The sequence below is a fragment of the Nocardioides renjunii genome (assembly GCF_034661175.1).
Taxonomy (GTDB): Bacteria; Actinomycetota; Actinomycetes; order Propionibacteriales; family Nocardioidaceae; genus Nocardioides; species Nocardioides renjunii.
This window is the reverse complement of the sequence record NZ_CP141058.1, coordinates 142,150-157,994: the sequence shown is the minus strand read 5'-3', so window position 1 is coordinate 157,994 and position 15,845 is coordinate 142,150. Positions and strand designations below refer to the sequence as shown.

The 15,845-nt window shown below is 73.8% G+C and carries 19 protein-coding genes; 8 read left to right on the top strand and 11 right to left on the bottom strand.

Features of this window, described 5'->3' with window-relative positions; all coding sequences use genetic code 11:
- Position 1 precedes the first annotated feature (1 nt).
- The 4 genes from SHK17_RS00685 to SHK17_RS00670 form a co-directional block, all read right to left on the bottom strand.
- Positions 2–646 (bottom strand): Pr6Pr family membrane protein, encoded by a 645-nt coding sequence (locus tag SHK17_RS00685; RefSeq protein WP_322920748.1) that lies wholly within the window; start codon positions 644–646, stop codon positions 2–4.
- A 34-nt stretch (positions 647–680) separates the two neighbouring features.
- Complete coding sequence (locus tag SHK17_RS00680) at positions 681–908, bottom strand: biotin/lipoyl-binding carrier protein (RefSeq protein WP_172268623.1); 228 nt, start codon at positions 906–908, stop codon at positions 681–683.
- Between the two features lie 70 nt (positions 909–978).
- Positions 979–2,184, bottom strand: coding sequence for a hypothetical protein (locus SHK17_RS00675; RefSeq protein WP_322920747.1), 1,206 nt, complete (start codon positions 2,182–2,184; stop codon positions 979–981).
- An 11-nt stretch (positions 2,185–2,195) separates the two neighbouring features.
- Positions 2,196–2,963, bottom strand: coding sequence for a carbon-nitrogen hydrolase family protein (locus SHK17_RS00670; RefSeq protein ID WP_322423771.1), 768 nt, complete (start codon positions 2,961–2,963; stop codon positions 2,196–2,198).
- A 68-nt stretch (positions 2,964–3,031) separates the two neighbouring features.
- Here SHK17_RS00670 and mobA point away from each other — a divergent pair, with 68 nt between their 5' ends.
- The 4 genes from mobA (at position 3,032) to SHK17_RS00650 (ending at position 5,636) form a co-directional block, all read left to right on the top strand.
- Complete coding sequence (gene mobA, locus SHK17_RS00665) at positions 3,032–3,607, top strand: molybdenum cofactor guanylyltransferase (RefSeq protein ID WP_322920746.1); 576 nt, start codon at positions 3,032–3,034, stop codon at positions 3,605–3,607.
- 61 nt (positions 3,608–3,668) lie between these two features.
- Positions 3,669–3,992, top strand: a complete 324-nt coding sequence (locus tag SHK17_RS00660; RefSeq protein WP_172268611.1) for a DUF6457 domain-containing protein — start codon at positions 3,669–3,671, stop codon at positions 3,990–3,992.
- 4 nt (positions 3,993–3,996) lie between these two features.
- Positions 3,997–4,965, top strand: a complete 969-nt coding sequence (locus tag SHK17_RS00655) for an NAD(P)H-quinone oxidoreductase (protein WP_322920745.1) — start codon at positions 3,997–3,999, stop codon at positions 4,963–4,965.
- Between the two features lie 41 nt (positions 4,966–5,006).
- Entirely contained in the window at positions 5,007–5,636 is a 630-nt protein-coding gene (locus SHK17_RS00650; RefSeq protein WP_172268604.1) for a bacterial proteasome activator family protein, read from the top strand.
- Positions 5,637–5,773: 137 nt separating this feature from the next.
- Here SHK17_RS00650 and SHK17_RS00645 read toward each other — a convergent pair whose 3' ends face one another.
- The 5 genes from SHK17_RS00645 to serS all read right to left on the bottom strand — a co-directional run bounded on the left by SHK17_RS00645 (position 5,774) and on the right by serS (position 9,696).
- Positions 5,774–6,379 carry a hypothetical protein gene (locus SHK17_RS00645; protein WP_322920744.1) on the bottom strand — a complete coding sequence of 202 codons (606 nt, stop codon included), beginning with the start codon at positions 6,377–6,379 and terminating at the stop codon, positions 5,774–5,776.
- Between the two features lie 90 nt (positions 6,380–6,469).
- On the bottom strand, positions 6,470–7,273 hold the full coding sequence (locus tag SHK17_RS00640) for a Cof-type HAD-IIB family hydrolase (protein ID WP_322920743.1): 804 nt from the start codon (positions 7,271–7,273) through the stop codon (positions 6,470–6,472).
- Positions 7,266–7,595 (bottom strand): DUF1905 domain-containing protein, encoded by a 330-nt coding sequence (locus SHK17_RS00635; RefSeq protein ID WP_322920742.1) that lies wholly within the window; start codon positions 7,593–7,595, stop codon positions 7,266–7,268. Before SHK17_RS00635 ends, SHK17_RS00640 begins: the two co-directional genes overlap by 8 nt.
- Before the next feature lie 3 nt (positions 7,596–7,598).
- Complete coding sequence (locus SHK17_RS00630; RefSeq protein ID WP_322920741.1) at positions 7,599–8,438, bottom strand: HAD family hydrolase; 840 nt, start codon at positions 8,436–8,438, stop codon at positions 7,599–7,601.
- Positions 8,431–9,696, bottom strand: a complete 1,266-nt coding sequence (serS, locus tag SHK17_RS00625) for a serine--tRNA ligase (RefSeq protein ID WP_322920740.1) — start codon at positions 9,694–9,696, stop codon at positions 8,431–8,433. The genes SHK17_RS00630 and serS overlap by 8 nt, the downstream gene beginning before the upstream one ends.
- Before the next feature lie 34 nt (positions 9,697–9,730).
- Between serS and SHK17_RS00620 the strand changes: the two genes are divergently transcribed.
- Positions 9,731–11,305, top strand: a complete 1,575-nt coding sequence (locus SHK17_RS00620; protein ID WP_322920739.1) for a YegS/Rv2252/BmrU family lipid kinase — start codon at positions 9,731–9,733, stop codon at positions 11,303–11,305.
- 33 nt (positions 11,306–11,338) lie between these two features.
- On the opposite strand, the gene SHK17_RS00615 is transcribed toward SHK17_RS00620, so the two are convergent.
- Both SHK17_RS00615 and SHK17_RS00610 read right to left on the bottom strand, forming a co-directional pair.
- Complete coding sequence (locus tag SHK17_RS00615; protein ID WP_405030387.1) at positions 11,339–12,412, bottom strand: NADH:flavin oxidoreductase/NADH oxidase; 1,074 nt, start codon at positions 12,410–12,412, stop codon at positions 11,339–11,341.
- Positions 12,413–12,494: 82 nt separating this feature from the next.
- On the bottom strand, positions 12,495–12,899 hold the full coding sequence (locus tag SHK17_RS00610) for a DUF4446 family protein (protein ID WP_322920738.1): 405 nt from the start codon (positions 12,897–12,899) through the stop codon (positions 12,495–12,497).
- Between the two features lie 69 nt (positions 12,900–12,968).
- On the opposite strand from SHK17_RS00610, the gene SHK17_RS00605 reads away from it, so the two are divergent.
- The 3 genes from SHK17_RS00605 (at position 12,969) to SHK17_RS00595 (ending at position 15,699) form a co-directional block, all read left to right on the top strand.
- Positions 12,969–13,841 (top strand): prephenate dehydratase, encoded by an 873-nt coding sequence (locus tag SHK17_RS00605; RefSeq protein WP_322920737.1) that lies wholly within the window; start codon positions 12,969–12,971, stop codon positions 13,839–13,841.
- Positions 13,842–13,960: 119 nt separating this feature from the next.
- Positions 13,961–14,566 carry a TMEM165/GDT1 family protein gene (locus tag SHK17_RS00600; protein ID WP_172268583.1) on the top strand — a complete coding sequence of 202 codons (606 nt, stop codon included), beginning with the start codon at positions 13,961–13,963 and terminating at the stop codon, positions 14,564–14,566.
- Entirely contained in the window at positions 14,548–15,699 is a 1,152-nt protein-coding gene (locus SHK17_RS00595; RefSeq protein WP_322920736.1) for a GNAT family N-acetyltransferase, read from the top strand. Before SHK17_RS00600 ends, SHK17_RS00595 begins: the two co-directional genes overlap by 19 nt.
- Positions 15,700–15,845: the final 146 nt, after the last annotated feature.

Here is a 15,845-nt window from a genome sequence, read left to right as displayed (position 1 = left end):
CCTAGCGAGGGGTCGGTCGCAGCCTGCGGTCGAGCCACCCGTACAGCGCGAACAGCAGGATGAAGAGAATCGTGATCCCCACGCATGCGGAGCCGACCGCCCCCCAGCCGTCCTCGTCCGGGTCGAGGAACGGGTAGGGCACCCAGCCGTCGACCCGGCCGACCACCAGCGTCCACGCCAGCCAGAGCACCGGCCAGACGAGGGCGTACGCCGCCTCGCGCGCGGTGATCCGCGGACGGGGCCCGGCCCAGGCCCAGGCGGCGACGGCGAGCGCCGGCACCACCATGTGCAGCAGCTTGTCGACGGCCCAGCTCGGGCCCTCGAGGTCGAGGAGCGGTCGCAGCAGGAAGAAGTGCACCAGCCCCGTCACCGTGATCCCCACCAGCGCCGCCACCCGCGCCACCCGCCACCCGCGGCGGTCCAGCGAGGGGTCGAGGGCCAGCGCCGTCGACGTGACCGCAACGAGGAGGTTGCTCTGGATGGTGAAGTAGGCGAGGAAGCGGTAGACCCGAGCCGCCAGGCCCGGTGGGTCCGTGTCGACGAGGACGGCCTCGCCGGTGAGCGTCAGCACGAGCTGGAAGGCCAGGGAGAACCACGCGACGGCGGCGACGACGAGGTGCACGCTCCGGGCGCGCGCGGGGGCCATGGCAGGAGCGTAGGGCCCTGCCCGCCGCGTGGGATCAGTCGAGCACGACGAGGACGTCGCCGTCCTGCACGACGTCGCCCTCGGTGACCTTGATGGAGGTCACGGTGCCGCCGCGCTCGGCGAGCATCGGGATCTCCATCTTCATCGACTCCAGCAGGACGACGGTGTCGCCGGCCTCGACGCGGTCGCCCTCGGCGACCTCGATGGTGAGGACGTTGGCGACCAGCTCGGAGACGATCTCGAGGGACGTGGGGCGGGCCATGCGGCCGACGCTAGCGGTTACTCGGGCGTACCGCCGGACCGGGTCGACCCGGTGCAGCGTGCCGCGCGGCTCAGAGCTCGGCGAAGCGGCGCGGCTCGGGGCGGTGCGGCCCGGCCTCCTCGGCGCGGCGGCCGCGGCGGCCCTTCGGCCCGGTGAGGGCGAGGTCGGCGCGGATCACCAGGTAGCCGAGGGGCAGCCCGAGCACGAGGGAGTAGACCGCCCGCAGGCCGGCCTCGGCGTACGAGCTCTCCGGCGCGACCAGGGCGGTCGCCAGCGGCACCGTCGCCGCGACGCCGAAGGCGCACACCCACCAGCCCTGCCGGCGGCGGGCGCGCACGTGCGTGCCCCACACGATCGCGGGGATGCCGAGGAGGACCACGAGCGGACGCGGGAAGGCGCCGATCCGGGCGGCGGTCCAGTCGGCGAAGTAGAGGACGGACGACACGAAGGTCTGGGCGCCGTAGCGGCGCAGCAGCTCGGCGTACGCCAGGGTCAGCGCGAGGACGGCCAGCCCGATCGAGACGACGATGAGGCCGCGCCGGCCGAGGCCGTGGAGCCCCGCGCCCAGCCGGTACACGATCCCGAACGCGAGGACGAGCGCCAGGAACAGCGCGGCGAGGTCGAAGCGCTCCGTCGCGACCGTGGGCTCGAAGCCGACGGCCGCGAACGCGGTCACCGCGGCGACGAGGGTGGCGATCACCGCCTCGCGACCGGCCTTCCACCACGTGACCGCCGGCACGGTCACCATCACGGCGTAGACGCTCCCGACGACGCAGGTCATCACCGCGGCACCGGTGGGCAGCACGCGTCCGCCCACGAGCAGGCTCGCCACCCCCAGCGCGAGCGCCAGCCCGGCGGAGATCAGGGGACGGCCCGCGGTGCGGGTCGCCAGCAGCCACGCCAGCGCGGTCACCACCGCCACCGCTCCCGCGCCGTCGAGCCACGACGGCCCCGGCCCGAGGTCCCTCAGCAGCTGGCTGTCGGCGAAGATCCCCTGCGCCGCCGACCACGCGAGGGCGGCGGTGCCGACGGCGAGCAGGCCGAAGCACAGGGCGAGCAGCGAGCGGCGCGGTCCGGCAGCGGCCGGGGACGCGTCCGGGAGCGCGGCCGACTCGTCGGTCCCGGCCCGCTGCGGAGCAGGCGTCGGTGCCGCCGTGGACCCGGCGCCTGCGGTCCGGCGAGGCCGGTCGACCCGCCGCAGCCGCGACGGCGGCCGCTCGGCAGCCCGCTTGCCACGGGGGGTCCCGCGGGGGCTGTCGGAGGAGGGGGCAGGCACGTCGGAGGAGGTTACAGCCGTCGATTGGCCAGGGACGGATTGGTGCGCCGGGCTGCGTCGAGGTCCGCCCGGTCGAGGACCGCCTCGAGCGTCTCCTCCTCCGCGCCGGCCGCCGCGAGGGTGTCGCCGAGCGGCCCGACGACCGCGGAGTGGCCGCAGTAGCGCGGTCCGGGCTGGGCGGCGCCGACGACGAAGCAGGTGTTCTCGATCGCGCGCGCCGCGAGGAGCGTGCGCCAGTGCTCGACCTTGCGCTCCCCCGGCAGCCACGCGGCGGGGACGACGATCACCTCGGCGCCGGCATCGACGAGCCGGCGGGCCAGCTCGGGGAACCGCAGGTCGTAGCAGGTCATCAGCCCGACCGCCCACCCCGCGACGTCGACGACGACCGGCTCGAGCGGGCCGCCGGTCAGCCGGTCGGACTCGCGGTAGCCGAAGGAGTCGTAGAGGTGGATCTTGCGGTACGCCGCCCGGCTCGCGCCGCCGACCACGAGCGTGTTGTAGGGCCGGTCGGGGTCCGCCGAGGACTCGAACATCCCCGCCACCACGGTGCACGCCGCCGCGTCGGCGACGTGGGACAGCTCGTGGGCGAACGGGCCGTCGAGCGGCTCGGCGTACGCGCTCACGTCGGAGCCGGCCTCGCCGAAGTCGCGGGCAAACGCCTCGGGGAAGACGACCAGGTCCGCGCCCGACGTGGTGCCCTGCGCGAGGCGGACCCGGTTGGCCTCCGGGTCGAGGCCGCTGGCCCACTGCTGGACGCGGACGCGCAGCCGGGTGCTCATGGCTCCAGAGTGCCAGAGGTGGGGGCTCTCCGAGCCGCCGACGACCCCGCCGCTGCGAGGATGGCGACATGGACCTCCACCCGGCCGGCGGCTTCTGCGGCGTGGTCCTCGCGGGCGGGACCGCCGCACGCATGGACGGGGTCGACAAGGCGAGCATCGAGCTCGACGGCCGGACGCTGCTCGCCCACGCGCTCGACGCCCTCGTCGACGCCGTCGAGGTCGTGGTCGTCGCGCCCACCGCCGTCCCCACCGAGCGCCCGGTGACCACCGTCCTCGAGGACCCGCCGCGCGGCGGACCGGTCGCCGGGCTGCTCACCGGCGTCGACGCCCTCCGCCACCGGCCCACGCTGGTCGGGGTCCTGGCGGTCGACATGCCGCGGGTGACCGCGGTGACGATGCGGCGCCTGCGTGAGGCGGCGGCCGGCCGGGACGGCGCGTTCCTGGTGGGCGCCGACGGTCGTCGGCAGCTGGCGGGCGTGCTGGACGCGGCCCGGCTGGGCGGCGTACGCCCCGACGCGGACGGGCAGCACGGCATGGCGCTGCACCGGCTGCTCGCGCCGCTCGACCTCGCGGAGGTGCCGGCGACGGGGGACGAGGCGCTCGACGTGGACTCCTGGTCCGACCTGCGCGAGCTCGGCGGCTGAGCACCGCCCGCGGGGTCGGGATCTCTTGCCCAGCCCGGGTCCGTTGCGAGACATTGGGCTCGTGAACCTCCACGACTGGATCGACGAGCTGAGCGACGTCCTCGACGTCGAGGCCGAGGTCGACGAGGGGCTGATCCTCGACCTCGCGCGGACAGCCGCCCAGAACGTGCAGAAGACCGCGGCGCCGGTCACCACCTACCTCCTCGGCCTCGCCGCCGGGTCCGGCAGCGCCGACCCGGAGACCGTCGAGCGGCTGGCCGCCCGCGCGCAGCAGCTCGCGGAGAGCTGGGACCGCCCTGCGGACGCTGCCGACCCCGACGACATCGACGACGACGTGCCGGACGACTCGACCGTCGACCACTCCGACGACCTCTACGAGGACTGATCGCGTGCGCGCTGTCGTGACCACCGGCGCCGGTGGCCCCGAGGTCCTGTCCGTCGGCGACGTCGAGGAACCGCGCCCGGGCGCCGGCGAGGTGCTCCTCGAGGTCGTCGCGACGGCCGTCAACCGCGCCGACACCCTGCAGCGGCAGGGCTTCTACCCGCCCCCGCCCGGCGCGTCCGACACGATCGGCCTCGAGTGCAGCGGCCGCGTCGCCGCCCTCGGTGAGGGCGTCGAGGGCTGGTCGGTCGGCGACGAGGTCTGCGCGCTCCTGGCCGGTGGCGGGTACGCCGCCCGCGTGGCGGTGCCGGTCGGACAGGTCATGCCGGTGCCGGCCGGCGTACCCCTCGTCGAGGCGGCCTGCCTCCCCGAGGTGGCCGCCACGGTGTGGTCCAACGTCTTCATGACCGCCCACCTGCAGAAGGGCGAGCGCTTCCTCGTCCACGGCGGGGCCGGCGGCATCGGCACCATGGCCATCCAGCTCGCCGCCGCCCGCGGTGCGGAGGTCTTCACCACCGCGGGCTCGCCGGAGAAGCTCGAGCTGTGCCGCTCGCTGGGCGCGGCCCACGCGATCGACTACCGCGAGGACGACTTCGTCGAGGTGCTGGCCGACGCCGGCGGCGCCGACGTCATCCTCGACAACATGGGCGCGTCGTACCTCGGCCGCAACGTCTCCGCCCTCGCCACGGGCGGGCGCCTCGTCATCATCGGCATGCAGGGCGGCAGCAAGGGCGAGCTCGACATCAACGCGCTGCTGCGCAAGCGCGCGTCGGTGACCGCCACGTCGCTGCGGGCCCGGCCGCTCGCGGAGAAGGCGGCCATCTGCTGCGGCGTGGTGGAGAACGTGTGGCCGCTGGTCGCCTCCGGCGCGGTCCGGCCGATCGTCGAGGCGACGCTGCCGCTGGAGGAGGCCGGCCGGGCGCACGAGCTCATGGAGGCGGGCGGCCACGCCGGCAAGCTCGTGCTCACCCTCTGAGGGGTCCGGGCCGTCATGCCCGGCGTCATAGTCTGGGGCCCATGACCGAGCACCAGGAGCCCCGTCCCGAGTCGAGCGCGGGAGGCGAGGACCAGGTCGTGGTCGTCGGTCCCGACGGCCAGCCCATCGGCACCATCCCCGCGAGCGCCCTGCCGGAGATGGCCCGCTCCGGCGCGGACGGCGACGGTGACGGCGAGCGCCACATCACCGAGCTGGTCGAGCAGCCGGCCAAGGTGATGCGGATCGGCAGCATGATCCGCCAGCTCCTCGACGAGGTGAAGGCCGCACCGCTCGACGAGGCGAGCCGCCAGCGGCTCAAGGAGATCCACGCCGCGTCGATCAAGGAGCTCGAGTCCGGGCTCGCACCCGAGCTGGTCGAGGAGCTCGAGCGGCTCTCCCTGCCGTTCACCGAGGAGGGCACGCCGTCCGAGGGCGAGCTCCGCATCGCGCAGGCCCAGCTGGTCGGCTGGCTCGAGGGGCTCTTCCACGGCATCCAGACCGCGATCTACGCCCAGCAGATGGCCTCGCGCGCCCAGCTCGAGCAGATGCGCCGCGCCCTCCCGATGGGCCAGGGCGGCCAGCCGCAGCCGCAGCCCACGGGCATGCCGACCATGCCGACGGGCGGGCCGGGCGAGGAGTCCGGCAATCCCTCGGGCGGCATGTACCTCTGACCCGCTGAGCCACCGCTCATCGGACTCCGGAGCCCGTTCCGCCCGGTAGTCCCCATCAAACGGGCTGCCGCGGACCCGCTCCGACCGCCCGATTGATGGGGACTACGCCGGCGCCGGGCTCAGCGCCGGCGCCGGGCTCAGCGGCGCGCGAGGCGGCGTACGACGACGAGGCCGAGCAGGCCGATCAGCGCGGCCGCGGCACCGGGAGCGGCGGTGCGCGCGAACCCCGCGGGCGGCGAGTCCTCGACCCGGGTCAGCTCCGCCGTCGGCGGCGGGGGCGGCTCGACCGAGGTGCCCTCGCCGAGCAGCGCCTCGATCTTGTCGACCTTGGCGGGGTTGGCGACGCTGGTGCCGCCGCAGCTGTCGGCGTCGTAGGGCGCGGCGTCGCCGGTCGCGAGGAAGACGTAGGTCGTGCCGACGCCGAGCTCGCCGAGGCCGCACGCGTTGCGGCCGCCGACGGACACGATCTGGGTCGAGCGCTCCGGGGTGCCCTGGTAGGCCCGGGAGGCGGTGATGTCGTAGGTGTGGTCGTCGCCGGCGAGCTCGACGTTGTCGACCGTGCCGATGAAGACGACGTCGGCGCGCTGCACCTGCTGCTCGAGCTGGCCCTGCTTGCAGGTGCAGGCGGCGGGCGCTGGCGCGGCGGCCGCGAGGGCCGGGCCGGCGACACCCACGACGAGGCCGGCCAGCAGGCCGAGGCACGCGAGCAGCATGGTGGCAGCAGGACGTACGGCACCGAGCATGCGCGCCAGCCTAGCCATGCGCGGCCGGCGACCCGAGTCGAGCGCGCGTGCCCGTGGCGGCGGCTGCCGTGGGCGCACCCGGACCGGCACTCAGCCCTCCAGCGAGAAGAGGTCGGCGAGCACCGTGGCCACCCCGTCCTCGTGGTTGGCGGGGGCGAGGTGCTCCGCGAGGTCGCGCACCGACTGGTGGCCGTTGGCCATCGCGTAGGACGTGCCGGCCCACTCGAGCATCGGCAGGTCGTTGGGCATGTCGCCGAAGGCGACGACCTCGGCGGCGTCGATGCCCATCTCGGCGGCGATCGTCGCGAGCGTGGTGGCCTTGGTGACGCCCGCCGCGCTGATCTCCACCAGCGCGAAGGTCGAGGACCAGGTCGTCGTCACCAGGTCGCCGACGGCCTCGGCGACGCGGTGCCAGAAGTCCTCGGGGTCGAGCTCGCGGTGCACGGCCAGGACCTTCACCACGTCGTCGGTGTAGATCGACTCCCACTCCCCCTGGTGCGATCCCTGGTCGTCCGGGTGGCGCGGGAACGCCGCCTCGCTCGCCCAGCCGGAGGTGTGCTCGACGGCGAACGTCGTCCCCGGTACGGCGGCGCGCACCAGCTCGGCGACCTCGAGCCCGACCGTGCGCGGCACGGCGCTGAAGTCGCGGACCTTGCGGGCGGCGACGTCGTAGACGATGCCGCCGTTGCTGCAGATCGCGAGCCCGTGGCCGCCGACCGCGTCCCAGAGGTCCTCCATCCACCGCACCGGCCGGCCGGTCGTGAAGACGACGGGCACGCCGAGGTCGTCGAGCTCGTCGAGCACCGCCCGGGTCCGCGCGGTGACGGTCCCGTCGGGGTGCAGCAGGGTGCCGTCGAGGTCGGTGGCGACCAAGCGCGGTCGGGACTCAGCCACCGGTGGTGTCCGCCCGCACCGACAGCGTCACCGTGAGGAGGTCGCCCTCCTCGACGCCGGCAGCCGCACGCACGGCCTTCTTCACCGGGAGCGCGAAGCTGCCGCTCGCCGCGTCGGGGAACACGCTCGTGTCCCAGGTGGTGTCGCCCACCTCGACGCGCACGCGCACGGACCCGAAGCCCCGCGGCTCACCCGCGCGCTGGCGGACCTCGTCGGCGACGTCGAGGGGCAGCGTCACGAAGCACCACCCCCCCGTGTCGCCGGTGTCCTCGCGCGCGGTCCACCGCCACAGAGGTGCGGTGAAGGTGAACCGGTCGGCCACGGATCAGTCCTCACGGGGAGGGAACCACCGCGACATCTCGACGGCGGCGCCCTCGTCGTGGACGGAGGCCGTCACGTCGTCGGCGGCGGCCTTCACCTCCTCGACGGACTGGCCCATCGCCACCCCGCGACCGGCCCACCGCAGCATCTCGATGTCGTTGCGCCCGTCGCCGATCGCCAGGACGTCGGCGGCGCCGAGGCCGAGCGCGTCGCAGACGTGCTGCAGGCCCGACGCCTTCGAGACGCCGACCGGGGACAGGTCCATCCAGGCGGTCCACCCGACGACGTAGTCGGTGCCGTGCAGGCCGAGCCGGGCCGCGAGCTCGATGAAGTCGTCGGCGGTGGCCGCGGGGTCACGGATGATCACGCGGCTGACCGGCTCGCCGACGATGTCGCCGACCTCGGTGATGAGCTGCTCGCCGGAGAGCTCGCCCTCGGGGAAGACGCGGTTGACGCGGTAGCCGCCCACGCCGCGCTCCTCGACCGCGACCAGGGCGTCGGGGTGGTGCTCGAGCACCGCGGCCACGGCCGGCGCGGCGTCGAAGGTCTCCTCGTGGACGACCTCCATGGGCGGGTAGCGGAAGACCACGGCGCCGTTGGACGCGACGACCCACAGCTGGTCGGCGTCCTCGCGCGGGATGTGCAGCAGGTCAGCGATCCGGGTCATGCCGTGCGGCGAGCGGCCGCTGCTGAGCACGATGTGGGCGCCGGCGTCCAGCGCGCGGTGCACCGCGTCGTGGACCGGCGCGGTGATGGTCTCGTAGTCCTCGCTCTGCCCGTCGACCCACTTGAGCAGCGTGCCGTCGATGTCGAGCGCGACGACCCGGGGCGTCCAGTCAGCCAAGGGGCTTGATCACCTCGAGGCCACCCAGGTAGGGGCGCAGCGCCTGCGGGACGGTGACCGAGCCGTCGGCGTTCTGGTGCGTCTCGAGGATCGCGACGATCGCACGGGTGATGGCGGTCAGCGTGCCGTTGAGGGTGGCGACCGGCACCGTCCGGTCGCCCTCGCGGGTGCGGATGTCGAGGCGCCGCGACTGGAAGTCGGTGCAGTTGGAGGCCGACGTCAGCTCGCGGTACTTGCCCTGGGTCGGGATCCAGGCCTCGCAGTCGAACTTGCGCTGCGCGCTCAGCCCCAGGTCGCCGGCGGCCACGTCGATGACCCGGTAGGCGAGCTCGAGCTTGTCGAGGAACTCCTTCTCCCAGGCCAGCAGCCGCGCGTGCTCGGCGTACGACTCCTCGACGGTCGTGTAGACGAACATCTCGACCTTGTCGAACCAGTGCACCCGGATGATGCCCTTGGTGTCCTTGCCGTGCGAGCCGGCCTCCTTGCGGAAGCACGGGCTGAAGGCGGCGTAGCGTCGCGGCAGCGAGGCGCCGTCGAGGATCTCGTCGGAGTGGTAGGCCGCCATCGCGACCTCGCTGGTGCCGACGAGGTAGAGGTCCTCGCCCTCGATGCGGTAGACGTCGTCGGCCGCCTGGCCGAGGAACCCGGTGCCCTCCATGGCGCGCGGCTTGACGAGCGACGGGGCGATCACCTGCGTGAAGCCGGCGTTGCGGGCCTGGTCCATCGCCATGTTGACCAGCGCCAGCTCCAGCTGCGCGCCGATGCCGGTGAGGAAGTAGAAGCGTGAGCCGCTGACCTTCGCGCCGCGCTCGAGGTCGATCGCGCCGAGCATCCGGCCGAGCTCGATGTGGTCGCGCGGCTCGAAGTCGAACTCGCGCGGGGTGCCGACGTGCTCGAGCACGACGAAGTCGTCCTCGCCACCGGCGGGCGCCTCGTCGGCCGCGGGGTTGGGGATTGCCTTGATGGCCTCGTCCCACGCGGCCTCGGCCGCGTTGCGGGCGGCCTCGGCCTGCTTGACCCCGGCGGCGAGCTCCTTCACCTGCGCGAGCAGCGCCTGCTTCTCCTCGCCCTGTGCCTTCGCGACGAGCGCGCCGCTGGACTTCTGCTCGGCCCGCCTGGCCTCGAACTCCGCGATCGCCTGCCGCCGGGCGGAGTCGGCCTCGAGCGCCCGGTCGACCAGTTCGGTGGACAGTCCGCGCTTCACCTGACCGGCTCTGACGCGGTCGGGATCGTCACGGAGGAGGCGGGGATCGATCATGGGGTCAGGCTATCGGGAAGGCATACTGCACAGCGTGCTGGACGCCCCTCCCCGAGTTCCCCTGACGTGGGCGGCAGTGTGCCTGCTCGGCTTCGCCGCTCTCGCGTGGGCGGTCACCGGGGACCGGTCCCCGCTCGACCAGGTCGACCAGTGGGGCCGGACGGGTGAGGACTGGGCCGACGACTTCGGGCCGTTCGTGCAGGTGCTGCGGGTGGTGGAGCTGGGGTTCAACACGATCGGCATGACGGTCCTCACCACCGTGGCGGCCGCGTGGCTCTTCCTGCGCGGGCAGCGCCGGGCGGCGCTCTTCGCCGTGGTGGTCATGCTCGTCACCGCGCTCGCCACCACCGGGCTCAAGCTCGTGCTGGCCCGCGACCGCCCGGAGTGGCAGGACACCCTCGGACTCCTCGAGACGCACAGCTTCCCGTCGGGGCACGCGTCCTCCGCCGCCGCGTTCGCCGGCATCCTCATCACCCTGTCGACGCTGTTCGTCCGCAAGACCAACTTGCGGCGCGCCGCGGTCGCCGTCGCCCTCGCGTGGTGGCTGCTGGTCTGCGCCGACCGCGTCTTCCTCGGCCGCCACTACCCCACCGACGTGGCGGCCGGCACGCTGCTGGGCGCCGCCGTCGTGCTCCTCACCATCGCGGTCATCAACCCGCGACCGCGCTCGACCGCGGCCAAGGCCGACCCGCTGCCCGAGGTGTACGCCTCCCAGCGGCGGCTGGCGGTGATCCTCAACCCGATCAAGGTCGAGGACGTCGGCCAGTTCCGCTCGCTCGTCGCCACGATGGCCGAGGAGTCCGGCTGGTCCGAGCCCGCCTGGCAGTACACGACCGTCGAGGACCCGGGCAGGGGGATGGCCGAGCAGGCCGCCGTCAGCGGTGCCGACCTCGTCATGGTCTGCGGCGGCGACGGCACCGTCCGCGAGGTCTGCGCCGAGCTGGCCGGCACCGGCATCCCGGTGGGCATCATCCCGGCGGGCACGGGCAACCTCCTGGCCCGCAACCTCGGCATCCCGCTCTACCTCCGCTCCGCCGTCGACGTCGCGCTCAACGGCCAGGACCGGGCGATCGACCTGGTCAAGGTCGGCGGGGACGCCATCGACGACACCCACTTCATGGTGATGGCCGGCATGGGCTTCGACGCCGCGATCATGGAGGGCGTCAACGAGGACATCAAGAAGAGGATCGGCTGGGTGGCCTACGTCATCTCCGGCATGCGGTCGCTGATGTTCCCCGCGGTCAAGGTGGAGATCCAGATCGACGACCAGGAGCCCACGGTCCACCGCGCGCGCACCGTCGTCGTCGGCAACGTCGGCTTCCTCCAGGCGGGGATGCCACTGCTGCCGGACGCCACCATCGACGACGGCATCCTCGACGTGGTGATCATCCACCCGCGGCAGTTCCTGTCGTGGATCACCGTCGCGCTGCGCGTGCTGCGCAAGAGCCCGGTCGTCGACGAGACGCTCGACCGCCGCACCGGCACGCGGGTCCGGATCAAGGCCTCGTCCGACACCCCGCGCCAGCTCGACGGCGACTCGATCGGCGAGGGCCGCGAGCTGTGGATGGAGTGCGTGCACGGGCGACTGCTGGTGCGCGTCCCGCGCTGAGCCACCGCCCGGCCGCTGTGAGTGGCCCGGGGGTCAGGGGGCGGCGCGGCGGTACTGCACCGGCCACAGGTCGGTGCCGGTCTCGCCCAGCTCGTACGCCGCCCGCAGCGGCCAGTGCGGGTCGCGCAGCAGCTCGCGGCCGAGGAGCACGACGTCCGCGGACCCGTCGGCCAGGATCTCCTCGGCCTGCTTCGGCTCGGTGATGAGGCCGACGGCACCGGTCGGGACACCGGCCTCGGTGCGGAGGCGCCGGGCGAAGGGCACCTGGTAGCCCGGCTCGACGGGGATGTCGGCGCGCGGCACGTTGCCGCCCGTGGAGGTGTCGACGAGGTCGACGCCCGCCTCGCGCACGAGCTCGGCGAGCCGCACGGTCTCGTCGGCGGTCCAGCCGCCCTCGACCCAGTCGGTCGCGGACACCCGCAGCAGCAGGGGCATCCCGGCAGGCACGCGGCGCCGCACCTCGCGCACGACCTCCAGCACCAGGCGTACGCGGCCCTCGAACGATCCGCCGTAGCCGTCCTCGCGGTGGTTGGACAGCGGGGAGAGGAACTCGTGGAGGAGGTAACCGTGGGCGCCGTGCAGCTCGATGACGTCGAAGCCGGCCGCGACGGCGCACTCGGCCGCGTCACCGAAAGCGGTCACGACGCGGGCGATCCCGGCTGCGTCCAGCGGCTCCGGGTCGGGGCGCAGCCCCTCGAAGGGCTCGGCCGAGGGGCCGACGGGCCGCCAGCCGCCGTCGGCGTCGGGCACGCCACCGCGCTCGCCGGTGAAGCCGCTGTAGGTCGACGCCTTGCGGCCGGCGTGGGCCAGCTGGACGCCCGCCGCCGCGCCCTGGGCGTGCACGAAGTCCACGATCCGCGACCACGCGGCCTGCTGCTCGTCGTTCCACAGCCCGGTGTCCTCGGGCGAGATCCGCCCCTCCGGCACGACTGCGGTCGCCTCGGTGAGCACCAGCCCGGCGCCGCCGCGCGCGAAGGAGCCGAGGTGCACCAGGTGCCACTCGTCGGGGACCCCGTCGGCCGCGGAGTACTGGCACATCGGCGCGACCCAGACGCGGTTGCGGAGGGTCAGGTCGCGGAGGGTGACGGGGCTGAACAGACGGCTCACGGTGGGTGCTCCTGGGTGCTGCTGGTCGGGGACGTTCCGTGGTCCGCAACCGGGGCGCGTGGCGCTTTGTTCCTCCCGCCCGTCAGGGACGGGCGTGCTCGATCGCCTCCTCCTCCTCCGGGGAGAGCTGCTGCTCGCAGGTCCAGCCGGCCACCGACTTGGCGTAGGTGCGGGCCTCGCTGCGACCGTGGATGGAGGTCAGCACGACGCCGTTGCCGGCGTCGTCGAGCACGGCGAGGCTCCAGCTGAGGTGGCCGCCGACGTCGCCGAAGGCGTCGTAGCGCACGACCGAGAGGTGGCGCAGCGCGTCGGCGTTCTCCGCCTTGAGGGCCGCGACCTCCTGCCGCAGGCCGTGCACGTCCTCGGGCAGCGCCTCGACCCCGTCGCCGGTGGAGCGCGAGGGCGTACGACGGAGGGCTAGCCCGGCGAGGACGCAGGCCAGGGCGGCGAGGACGACGGTGAGCACTGCGAGGATCTCGGCGAGCACACCCGCACCCTATGTTCGGGTGCCGGGCACGGCCGGTCGGACACGGCCGGGCGTGCCAGACTCGCCGGCGTGACTCGCCACGTGACGGAGCCCGACGTGCCGGTGGCGACCCGACGGATCGCCTACCAGGGCGAGCCGGGCGCCAACTCCCACCTCGTCTGCCGGCAGGCCTACCCCGGGTGGGAGCCGCTGCCGTGCGCGTCGTTCGAGGACGCCTTCGCGGCCGTCGAGGGTGGCGAGGCCGACCTCGCGATGATCCCCATCGACAACTCGATCGCCGGCCGGGTCGCCGACATCCACCACTTCCTGCCGACGTCGTCGCTGAAGATCGTGGGGGAGCGCTTCCTGCGCATCCAGTTCTCCCTCATGGCGCTGCCGGAGGCGCGCATCTCCACGCTGCGCACCGTGCACAGCCACGTCCACGCGCTCGGCCAGTGCCGCGGCGTGATCCGTGAGCTCGGCCTGACCCCGGTCGTGGCGGGCGACACCGCCGGCGCCGCGCGCGAGGTGGCCGAGTCCGGCGACCCGACCCAGGCCGCGATCGCCCCGCCGCTGGCCGCGGACATCTACGGCCTGCAGGTGCTGCGCGAGGAGATCGAGGACGAGGACCACAACACCACCCGCTTCGTGGTGCTGTCGCGCGACTTCGAGAAGGCGCCGCACGGCGAGGGCCCGGTCGTGACGACGTTCATCTTCAACGTCCGCAACCTCCCCGCCGCGCTCTACAAGGCGCTCGGCGGGTTCGCGACCAACGGCGTCAACATGACCAAGCTCGAGAGCTACATGGTCGGCGGGCACTTCACCGCCACCCAGTTCCTCGCCGAGGTCGACGGCCACCCCGACGACCCACCCGTGCGCAACGCCCTCGAGGAGCTGGCCTTCTTCACCACCGAGGTGAAGGTGCTCGGGGTCTACCCCGCGGACGCGTTCCGGGGGGCGTGAGCCCGGGCTCGGCGGGTGCTTCGCACCCGAGTTCCGTACTTCGTGGTGGAGATCTCCACCTGGAACCCCGGCGGTCCCCGGATATCCGGTGACCGCCCAGCCAGTGCGACACTCCCCGCATGATCGACCTGCTCGTCGTCGCCCTCGCCTTCGGCGCCATCTTCGTCGTCGAGCTCCCCGACAAGACCTTCATCGCCACCCTGGTGATGTCGACGAAGATGCGCCCGCTCCTCGTCTGGATCGGCGTCGGGCTGGCGTTCCTCGTCCAGACCGGCGTCGCGGTCGGCGTCGGCAAGGCCGCGTCCTTCCTGCCCGAGCAGCTCATCCACACGGTCGCTGCGCTGATGTTCGTGGTCGGCGCGATCATCCTGTTCCGCGCGGCCCGCTCCGCCGACACCGAGGAGTCCGAGCAGGAGGACGAGTACGCCGCCCGCGCCGATGCCGGCGCCCACGGCCTGCGGGTCGTGGTCACCTCGTTCCTCGTGCTGTTCGCCGCCGAGTGGGGCGACTTGTCCCAGCTGCTCACGATCTCCCTCGTCGCGAAGTACGACGACCCGGTCTCCGTCTTCATCGGCGCCTGGGGCGCGCTGCTGGCGGTCTCCGGACTGGCGGTCATCGTCGGGCGGCTGCTGCTGCAGCGCGTACGCCTCTCGGTCCTCCACTACGTGGGTGCGACGGTCTGCGTCCTGATGGCAGTGTTGACCGTGTGGGAGATGACACGCTGAGCGGCCGGGTCCTGGCCGAGCTCCGGGACCGCTACGTCGCCGTCAACGGCGAGCACCTGATGACCGCCGAGGACGACGCGTACGTCCGCGAGCACTTCGTGCCGGCGACCCCCGAGGCGATGACCGACATGGTCGCGGGCCGCCTCCCGCTGCCGTCGTACGTCCTCTCCGACGGCACGCCGATGGTGCCCGAGGCGCACGGCCGGCTCGCCGACGTGGCCGGCGGGCTCGACGGGCTGCACGACTGGTTCGTGAGGTTCTGGGAGGACGACCCCGCCACGGGCGAGCAGGAGTGGGCGAGCTACCTGTCGGGGCAGTACGTCTGCCTGCGCGAGGTCACCCCGGTGCGGATGAAGCAGAAGACCGAGCGCGTCGCCGAGGCCGCGGCCGCGGTCGAGCTGCTGCGGCGCGACCCGCACGACCCGGTCGCCCGCGGGATGATCGGCGAGGCCGTCGACGGGGTCCTCGCCGTGCCCGGCCTCGACTCGCTGCTGCTGCCGATGACGGCGTACGACCGGCTCCGCTTCGGCGGCCCGACGTCGCGCGACACCTGGGTCGACGGGCCGCGCGCGGAGTTCCTCACGCCCGTCCCGCCGGTGTGGCCGCTCGTCACCGAGCGCCTGGTGCTGCGCCCGTTCGAGCCCGGCGACGCCGACGGCTTCGTGGAGGCGTGGGCCTCAGAGGAGTGGACGAGCCTGCTGCTGAGCCGTCCGATGAACCGCGCCGAGGTGGAGGAGATGGTCCGTCGCCGGACCGAGCCCGGCGACGGGCGGTTCGTCGGCCTGGCCGTGGTGACGCACGAGGGCACGGTCGTCGGGGACTCGATGCTGCACCTGCAGGGCACCGGCCTCAGCGAGGGCGAGATCGGCTGGACGGTCGTCCCCGGGCAGGGCGGGCGGGGCTACGCCACCGAGGCGGCCGAGGCGGTGCTGCGCCTCGGGTTCGAGCACTACGGACTGCGCCGCATCGTGGCCAACCTCGACGCCCGCAACGACCGATCCGCCGCCCTCTGCGAGCGCCTCGGGATGCGCCGCGAGGTGCACCGGGTCGGCGACTTCTGGTCCAAGGGCAGGTGGACGAGCTCGTACGAGTACGCGGTGCTGCGCGAGGAGTGGGCGGCCGCCCGGGGGTGACCGGGGCGCAGGGCTGGTCGGGGCGGGGGCTGGCCGGGGACACGTGTCCGAGTTCTTGCCCTCCGCCGCCCGTTCCGAGGGCGACATCTCGGACACGTGTACGCCGCGCGGCGCGGGCCTGTGGACGACGCCCGACGCCCGAGCGC

Bases quoted from the DNA above. Each gene is read 5' to 3' on its own strand.
- SHK17_RS00685 (WP_322920748.1), bottom strand. From the start codon at position 646: ATGGCCCCCGCGCGCGCCCGGAGCGTGCACCTCGTCGTCGCCGCCGTC.
- SHK17_RS00680 (WP_172268623.1), bottom strand. From the start codon at position 908: ATGGCCCGCCCCACGTCCCTCGAGATCGTCTCCGAGCTGGTCGCCAAC.
- SHK17_RS00670 (WP_322423771.1), bottom strand. From the start codon at position 2,963: ATGAGCACCCGGCTGCGCGTCCGCGTCCAGCAGTGGGCCAGCGGCCTC.
- mobA (WP_322920746.1), top strand. From the start codon at position 3,032: ATGGACCTCCACCCGGCCGGCGGCTTCTGCGGCGTGGTCCTCGCGGGC.
- SHK17_RS00650 (WP_172268604.1), top strand. From the start codon at position 5,007: ATGACCGAGCACCAGGAGCCCCGTCCCGAGTCGAGCGCGGGAGGCGAG.
- SHK17_RS00645 (WP_322920744.1), bottom strand. From the start codon at position 6,379: ATGCTCGGTGCCGTACGTCCTGCTGCCACCATGCTGCTCGCGTGCCTC.
- serS (WP_322920740.1), bottom strand. From the start codon at position 9,696: ATGATCGATCCCCGCCTCCTCCGTGACGATCCCGACCGCGTCAGAGCC.
- SHK17_RS00600 (WP_172268583.1), top strand. From the start codon at position 13,961: ATGATCGACCTGCTCGTCGTCGCCCTCGCCTTCGGCGCCATCTTCGTC.